The organism is Mediterraneibacter sp. 210702-DFI.3.120 (assembly GCF_020561005.1).
In the GTDB taxonomy this organism is placed as follows: domain Bacteria; phylum Bacillota; class Clostridia; order Lachnospirales; family Lachnospiraceae; genus Mediterraneibacter; species Mediterraneibacter faecis.
Genome location: NZ_JAJCNG010000044.1, coordinates 1 through 8,252 on the forward strand (window position 1 = coordinate 1; position 8,252 = coordinate 8,252).

Here is an 8,252-nt window from a genome sequence, read left to right on the forward strand (position 1 = left end):
GCACCGTTAGTCATTAACCTGAGCAGGCACTTGTCTTAAGTTGACATTAGGTTGATCACATTGGTGCCTGACACCAATGTGGTATCGTTATCAGGCTTTACCCAAATAAAGCTTCCGTTTTCTTAGTAATTTATAGTCTGTCCGAAAACTTACGAGACCGTTTCAATTCTAATGCTCATAATGAATTTTTTTCAAGTAATTTCTGCACGTTTTGGATAAATACCTCTGTATGTGCAATAGAAAAGACTTTATTGCTCTCCAAAAGTTCATTTTTCAATTCTTCCAATTTTTTCAACAATATTTGAAAACCTTGTTGTGTATTTTTCTTATCAATCTCAGCTATAACATGCCAATTTTCCCATATTCTTTCAAAATAACCTGGGAAACGACACTTCTCAGCGTTATTACACCTTTCGAATGCTTTCACCGTAGCAGACGCCATCTCATCATCAAATGCATTAAAACGATTATTCTGGCAAATGTACAATGTTTCCAATGGGTCTTTTCCCATTCCATCTATGTATATTTTTCTGTTTCTACAAAACAATAAGGTATTTCCTTCACGAAATTCGTCAATAAGCAAATACGTTTTCCATTCCTCTTTGTCAAATAAACTCTCGTTTTCTTTTGAAATGCAAGTATAAATCTGCTGTCCTTCTGGCTGCTCCTCTTTTAATTGATTGATGCGTCCCGCTATTCCTTCTCGTATTTTTCCCCACTCAATCTTATTTGGAAATTTGAACTTATATTGCCTTGCCCACACACTGTTCTGTATCAAATTGACGTACTCGTCCAAGGTAAGTTTTCCACTATACGCCAATTCAATAAGTTCAGGAAATCCATTGTTTACATCTTCCTCATCTAAATCCATAATTCTATTTACCCGAAGTAAATCCGTAGGTTTTTTTGCTTTTTCCCGTTCTATTCTTTCTTTTATTTCATACTGCAACTGCTCTTCATCCCAATTTCCATGTAATAACCATTCTTCAATAGCTTTCAACATATAATTACGATTAAAATCAGCTTTAACTCCAGCTTTATATGCAATCACATAACGTGTAAACGCATACAACCACCTTTCAACATCTGAGAATCCATTCTTTTCCAATATAATATAAATTCGGTAAAAATCAGTAATTGCGCACTTAAGACTTCTAATATTATGTAATTGCACATTCTCTCCTGTTGACCTTACACCCATATTGGGTGCAAATAATTCTAATAGTTCTCGTTCATGTTTCTCTATAAAGCCTTGATACTCTTTATCCTGATATTTCAATTCCCTGATCACATTGTGGACAATACCCTCATAATCAGGTTTATATTGAACCGTTCTCTGCACAATCTTCTCTTTAATTTCTGCATATGTAAGCTGAATCAACTCATCCTTTGCTTTATCCTCTTCATTTCGCTCTTTATCTGACTGCATCTTATCTGGATTACATACAATAATCGTATAAAACTTCTGATTTTCACAATAATCATTTATACATCCCAATACATCTATGCGATCCATCTGGCAACGTTCAAGATCATCAAAAACTAAGATTACAGGTTTCTTATTTATGATATTTTTTACTCGCATAAAATTTGACAATCCTACAGATGCAAGAAGTTTCATCTCATCGTTTCCTTCCATCTTTGCAATTGAAGATTGAATATTTTTTAGAAATCTCGTTGTTTTCTTAAGAACAGTAGGAAAATTCTCATAATACGCTTCCATCCAACTTTCTTTCACAAGCGAATGAATATTCTCTACCGAGGACACTCCAAATAAAGAGACCCGAATAATAACTTTTTCTTCTCTTCCGTTCTGACCATCAAAAGTTGCTTTCAATTCATGATCAATCAAATATGTCTTCCCACAGCCCCATTCGCCAGTAAACATCAATGCACCTACCGGCTCCGGCTCTGTACAGTAATACACTAATTCCCGTAATGAACTCTTTTTGTCGATTTGTAATTCCTCCATACATAAACCTTCCTTTTTTGCCATCTGATATTTTCTCATTTTCTTTTTGTAATTAAAGCGTTTGCATTGCATAATTGCCGCTACAGTAATCACAATAATTGCAAATAAAAGGATACAAAATGACTTAGGAACTGAGTAATATGAACTACATGTCCCATAAGAAATAAAAAGAATTGTAATAGGAACAATAACCGCATAGACAATATTGTATGCAGATTCTAATATATTTTTCTTTTTTTCTAAAACCGCTTCTTCATAACTCCATCCCGACCGAGAGACTAACTCCTCTTTACATACATAAATTTTAACTTGCATGACAATAGCAATAACTAAGACTACTGCAATAGCTACAGGAAAAAGGTATGCTAATCCAGTGATATTTCCTAATGACATAAAGAAAAATAGTACTGGAAAATATCCACCGGAAAGTACTTCCCAAAAACATTCATGCATATCGCCTTTCTTTAGTAACTCTTTTTCTTTCGCATTGTGTACCTTTTTCTTTTCCCTGTGATAGTAATATAATATTATAAGTAGAGCTGCTCCAACTATCATCCAGATTTCATAAGATTTAAAAATTTCCATGTCCACTTCACACAATATTTCACTCAAAACTGTGATAATTGCCACCTATTCCTTTCCTATATTGTTATTGTCAAATTCTAAAGTATTGAATTTGTGAGCTTTAAATTATCAGCTCACAGAATTCTGCTCGGATCGTTGTTCCCCACTGTGGGCAACTTCATAAGCTCAATATCGCAACGACATCTGAGATTTTTCAACATCTACATATAGACCTTTACTTCTAAAGAAATGTTTCAATCCAATAGCGGCAATGTCACTACCATTTTTTGCACCGACCAAAACCCTTTTTAATGAATTCACGTCTTGTATTTTTTCTTTTACATATGGAATTAAAACTCCATTCTTCAACCGAAAATACACTGGAACTCTATCTTCTGGCTTACAAATACCGCCATCATGAATTCTAGATATTACAAATCTATACTCATTTTCCCCTTCAAAACATGGAAGCTTAAAAAACATGTTATATCCGGTAATAACCATAGCCATCAAAGAAACATATCTAAGCTCTATTAAAGTGCGTCTTCTTTTCAAATCTACCTTCCTCTTTTCTCAATTTCGCACCGTTAGTCATTAACCTAAGCAGGCACTTGTCTTAAGTTGACATTAGGTTGACCACATTGGTATCAGGCACCTTATATAGTTTCTTATCAATTATAAATATCTGTCCGTATCTCTTGCACCATACATTAAACGTCGTACTTCCATCACATCATCAATCACTACATAATAAACAACGTAATTGCGTACATAAATCCGATAGTAAGGGTAGTCACGTTTTTTTGCGGATGGGTATGGTTCAAAGGCAACAGGATTGTTCAGCCTTTCCAGTATGGCAGCTTCTACATCATCAACCAGACGAATTGCTGCGTCCTCGTTCTTTAAAACATTCGTAATGTAATTCGCTGTGCTAATCAAATCCTGTTCAAAGAGTGGTAAATACCGCAGCTTATAGGATTTATTTTCCATATATAGCTCTCCTTACATTGCTGAATACTGTTTCATGTGAAAGACGTTCCTCTGTCATAGCTGCCTGTCTGTCAGCTTCATCAAGTTTCATTTCTATGCTGTCTGTCAGACTTGCATATTCTTCCAGACTTAAAACAACCATAGCACCATAACCATTCTTTGTCAGATACACTGGTTTTCCTCCGTTTACAATAGCTTCAATTTCTGGAAATTTATTTCTAAGGTCTGAAACAGGTCGAATTTGTATCATGTTCAATCGCTCCTTTCATATCATTTATTCTATCCTAATTTTATCAGAATATTATCACAGAAGCAATATTTACTTATTTTTTCGGAACGTTTTTCTATGTCACAGTATATTATATTTATGATATGATAATAGAGAAATATTTTAGAAAATCAGAAAGATGAATTCTAAATCAAAAGATACATTCACAGGAGGTGAAATAATTGAATCAGATGATGTTTGGATTATTAATTCCATTGATTGGAACGGTACTGGGTTCCGGTATGGTATTTTTTTTGAAAAAGGATTTGGGTGTATTGACACAGAAAGCGTTGCTTGGATTTGCTTCCGGTGTAATGATTGCGGCGGGAGTCTGGTCACTGATTATGCCGTCGATTGAGATGGCCGAGGAACAGGGGACAATTCCATGGCTTCCGGCTGCGGTTGGATTTTTGCTTGGAATTGCTTTCTTACTTGCATTAGATACGTTGATTCCGCATTTACATGTAAATGATGAGAAACCAGAGGGACCGGCATCGAACTTAAAGAAGAGCACCATGCTGGTGCTTGCGGTTACGCTTCACAATATTCCGGAAGGAATGGCGGTCGGCGTTGTATTCGCCGGTGCGATGATGGAAAATTCTACCGTATCGATGGCAGGAGCGATTGCACTTGCAATTGGAATTGCCATTCAAAATTTCCCGGAAGGCGCAATCATTTCGATGCCATTAAAATCACAGGGAATGTCAAAATCAAAAGCCTTTTTGTATGGCGGGATGTCTGGTGTTGTGGAACCGATTTCGGCTGTGATTACGATTCTGTTAGCCGATTTAGTGGTGCCTGTTCTGCCGTACTTGTTATCGTTTGCGGCGGGGGCAATGATTTATGTGGTTGTGGAAGAATTGATTCCGGAATCCCAGGCTGGCGAACATTCCAATATTGGAACAATTGGTGTTGCAATCGGATTTGTAATTATGATGATTTTAGATGTGGCACTAGGATAAAGACGTATAAGAAAGGAAAAAATCGCGAATGAAACTTACAATATTAGGTAAGTGCCTCAAAACATGACGCACTAGTATTACAGCAGTTTTTCTGCTATACTAGCCGCATCATCAATGGAGGCACTTTTTACGTCTCTTTTTCAAATAGCATTGTTCTGGAAGGTCTTCAGACCATGGCAATAACCGATCGATCACAGTCGGGTCTTCCTGATGATGATTGTTTGGCATTTCTAAAAGTAGATATTTTAAATATTCATATACATCCAGCTCATTCGCTCTGGCAGTTTCAACCAGAGTATATAAAACTCCGTTTGCGAACGCACCTCGTGGTGTGTCAGCGAACAGCCGGGCTCTTCTTGCTGTTGCGAATGGTTTTATATTTGCTTCACAATAATTATTACTCAGCGGGATACGTCCGTCTTCGAGAAATGTTTCAAGATATTTTCTCTGATTTTGACAGTATCCAAGTGCCTTGGTGAGTTTCTCGTTTGAGGTATACATGGCAGAGGTCTCTTCAACCCATGACCAAAAAGCCTCTAGGATCGGCTCGGAAGCATCCTGACGCTTTCTTTTCTTCTCTTCAGCAGGAAGGTCATTGATCTCTTTTTCGACTTTAAACAAAAGGTCGATATATTCTCTTCCTTCTGCTCCTTTGGATCCCGGGATTTCTTTTCCTTTCGCATCTAACGGGATGCTTTCTATCAGGTATCTTCGAGCATGTGACCAACATAATGCTCTTTTTATATCCGGCACTTTGTCATAACCAGCGTAAGCATCTGTGATCAGATAACCGTTAAATCCCTCCAGCAACATTTTGGCGTTATCACCACTACGGGTACGTGAATAATAGAAGAATGCAGCTTGAATCGCTTCACTCGCTGCGCTTCGCATTACCCACATGAAGGAATCACTGCTTGGACGTTTTCCTTCTTCTTTGTTGCACTGGATTCTAGTCTCATCCATGTGAATCAGCCCACATTCCAGAAGCTTTTCATGAATCCGCCAGTAAACAGGTTCCAGCCAGTCCTGACTGCATCGGATCACCCAGTTTGCCATATTGCTCCGGGACAATACCAAACCTAATCGGTACCAGTCTCTTTCCTGTCTGGAAAGTGGAAGTCCCATCGCAAACTTCTGATACATTACCTGGGCAACCAGGGATGGCGTTGCAATGGAATGAGCCAGTGGTGATACTGGAACAGAAGCTTTCCGAAAATTGCTCTTCTCATTTGGGCTTCCCGGTTTACCACACTCCATACACTTTGCGATTTGCTGAACTACATGTTTCACAACAATCTTAGCAGGTCTGTATTCAACTTCTGTGCGTACTAGCTTCTTGCTGATCACCTTCATCTTACCACCACAGATCCCGCATGTTTCATCTGTTGGAATCACATATTCTTCGATTTCTTCTGGAAGCCCGGCCAGCATTTCCTGACGGATTCCCGGCTGACGAGGTTTCCGCTCATGTGGCTTCACGGCGATTTTTGTTTTTGAAAGATTCAGCTGCTCTGCAAGTTCTTGAGTAGATTCAAACAACGACAACTGCCCATCTACCTGTTTAGAAACTTCAGTAGATGGGCCAAATAACTTTTTTCTAGCATGAAGCAGAGCCTGGATCATGTTATCAATCTGGATATTCTGTTTTCTAATCTTTGCATCCTGCTTTTCTATGATCTTATTCTTGTTTTCCAGTTCTTGCGCCTGTTTTGCTGCAAGAGCTCTCAACATCAGTAATTCTTCGTGTTCTGTCATGCCATTTTCCTTTTCATTTTCAATAAGAATATTATACCATTTTTCACGGTATTTCTCTACTGTTTTGCAGGAATTACAGCACTAAAAAATGCCGATTTTATAAGCTTTTTACGCTCTTTTTATAGCGTTATCACGAAGATTAAAAGCAACAATTTTTTACGTTTATATTCACCTGATGATGAGCCTTTTTCTGTTCGATTTCCAATCCCTGCAGAAGCCATTCGACTTGTTGGAAAGTAATCTCTTTTACTTCATCAGCTGTTTTCGGCCATTGAAATTTCATATCGTCCAACAGCTTTTTCGTTGCCAGCACAAAACCATTGCAATCATAACGTAAGACTTTTATGGCATCCCTCTTTCTGTTACAAAAGATAAAGACATAATCATCATTATACGGATCCAACTTAAAATTAAGAGTAACCATTGCAACTAATCCGGGAATCTGTTTTCGGAAATCTGTACTGTCGCAGGCAAGAAAAATGCGGCTTGCGCCTTCTGCAATGCGTTTCATCATAACTTTTTCAATGTGCGTAAAAGCTGTAAAAGTGCATCTGACTGAAATTCATCTGGGATGTAAAGTTTCATTCCTTGATAGTAAATCATCAGACGATTATCATTCGATGTAGTCCGATTTTTAGTATTGTTCGCTGCACAATAAGTGTGTGCAGTATTTGATGAACGTACAACTTCTCCAAACGCTGTGACAGTTTCTTGATTTGTTTTTGCCATGAGTATAGCCCTCCCTTGATTTCTGTTTTTTACAGTATATCAAGATCTGGATGGTCGGTCACTACGTCATGTTTTGAGGCACTTACGAAAGAAATTTACATGTGTTGGCGATGAACCATATAACGAAGCGGATTATGAATTTGTGAAAGGCAGCGATTGGCTGATGCACGAGGCGTTCTGCCTATTTGGCGAGGCGGATAAGTTTAATCCGTATGAGAAACATCACAGCACAGTAAAGGAAGCGTGCCAGCTTGCGGAGCAGCTTCAGATTCCAAATCTTGTACTTTATCATACCGAGGAGACACATTTGAAGGAGCGAAAAGAATTATAAATTTAATGGTGCCTGTCACCAATGGTAGGTAGTTTCTATTAAGTTAAGGGACTACCTATTTTTTTGTACTTATTTTAAAATATACTTGACAAAACCTCAAAAAAATGCGGCGCTTCGCGCCCTTTGATTAATAAGAAAAATCCGGTCGTGCCGGAAAATTAAATTAATCGGAGGCGTGTTATGAATCTTTCACCTGAATCAGTAAAGAAAACATTACTAAACAAAGTAAACGAATTATCTGCATCTTCCTGGCAGTACACAAAAAAAACTACGGATTTTACAAGAAATCGTAAGATTTCATTCAGCGATGTCTTGCTCTCTACAATCTCCATGCAAAAATCTGCATCTAAAACAGAATTGTTAAAGTATTTCGATTTTAACGCTTCTGCACCAACAGCGTCTGCTTTGATTCAACAGCGTAAAAAAATATCTCCAGAGGCCTTTGATTCTCTTTTTTACTCATTTTCCAATGCATTTTTCCTCGATAAGACTTTGAAAGGCTATGATCCAATTGCTGTTGATGGCTCAGATATTTATATCCCAAGAAATCCTAAGGACCCCGATACCTATCGGGTTACCGATCGGTACAATAAAGGATTTAATATGATTCATCTGAATGCTGCTTACAATTTATTATCACATTTGTATACTGATGTAATTCTCCAACCATTGAATCATATC

8 protein-coding genes and 2 pseudogenes are annotated in these 8,252 nt (G+C 37.7%); 3 read left to right on the forward strand and 7 right to left on the reverse strand.

The genetic code is table 11. From position 1 onward, the window contains the following. Positions 1-175: 175 nt before the first annotated feature. The 4 genes from LI162_RS15800 to LI162_RS14805 all read right to left on the reverse strand — a co-directional run bounded on the left by LI162_RS15800 (position 176) and on the right by LI162_RS14805 (position 3,776). Entirely contained in the window at positions 176-2,602 is a 2,427-nt protein-coding gene (locus LI162_RS15800; RefSeq protein WP_055158590.1) for a P-loop NTPase fold protein, read from the reverse strand. Between the two features lie 120 nt (positions 2,603-2,722). Next, positions 2,723-3,091, reverse strand: coding sequence for a hypothetical protein (locus LI162_RS14795; RefSeq protein ID WP_020437300.1), 369 nt, complete (start codon positions 3,089-3,091; stop codon positions 2,723-2,725). Between the two features lie 120 nt (positions 3,092-3,211). Further along, positions 3,212-3,526, reverse strand: a complete 315-nt coding sequence (locus LI162_RS14800) for a type II toxin-antitoxin system RelE/ParE family toxin (RefSeq protein WP_020437301.1) — start codon at positions 3,524-3,526, stop codon at positions 3,212-3,214. Further along, positions 3,516-3,776: a type II toxin-antitoxin system Phd/YefM family antitoxin gene (locus LI162_RS14805; protein ID WP_020437302.1), complete on the reverse strand. Its 261-nt coding sequence runs from the start codon at positions 3,774-3,776 to the stop codon at positions 3,516-3,518. Before LI162_RS14805 ends, LI162_RS14800 begins: the two co-directional genes overlap by 11 nt. A gap of 209 nt (positions 3,777-3,985) precedes the next feature. Here LI162_RS14805 and LI162_RS14810 point away from each other — a divergent pair, with 209 nt between their 5' ends. Beyond that, complete coding sequence (locus LI162_RS14810) at positions 3,986-4,756, forward strand: ZIP family metal transporter (RefSeq protein ID WP_081019687.1); 771 nt, start codon at positions 3,986-3,988, stop codon at positions 4,754-4,756. Between the two features lie 111 nt (positions 4,757-4,867). On the opposite strand, the gene tnpC is transcribed toward LI162_RS14810, so the two are convergent. From tnpC to LI162_RS14825, 3 genes are all read right to left on the reverse strand, one after another. Further along, entirely contained in the window at positions 4,868-6,511 is a 1,644-nt protein-coding gene (gene tnpC, locus LI162_RS14815) for an IS66 family transposase (protein WP_055158592.1), read from the reverse strand. 139 nt (positions 6,512-6,650) lie between these two features. Further along, positions 6,651-7,025, reverse strand: a complete 375-nt coding sequence (gene tnpB, locus LI162_RS14820; protein ID WP_227156853.1) for an IS66 family insertion sequence element accessory protein TnpB — start codon at positions 7,023-7,025, stop codon at positions 6,651-6,653. Next, positions 7,022-7,240, reverse strand: a complete 219-nt coding sequence (locus LI162_RS14825; RefSeq protein ID WP_020437243.1) for a hypothetical protein — start codon at positions 7,238-7,240, stop codon at positions 7,022-7,024. Before LI162_RS14825 ends, tnpB begins: the two co-directional genes overlap by 4 nt. Positions 7,241-7,328: 88 nt before the next feature. On the opposite strand from LI162_RS14825, the pseudogene LI162_RS14830 reads away from it, so the two are divergent. Together LI162_RS14830 and LI162_RS14835 are read left to right on the forward strand one after the other, a co-directional pair. Beyond that, positions 7,329-7,568: pseudogene (locus LI162_RS14830) on the forward strand (MBL fold metallo-hydrolase); the annotation flags it as partial. A 183-nt stretch (positions 7,569-7,751) separates the two neighbouring features. Next, a pseudogene (locus LI162_RS14835) lies at positions 7,752-8,252 on the forward strand (IS4 family transposase); the annotation flags it as partial.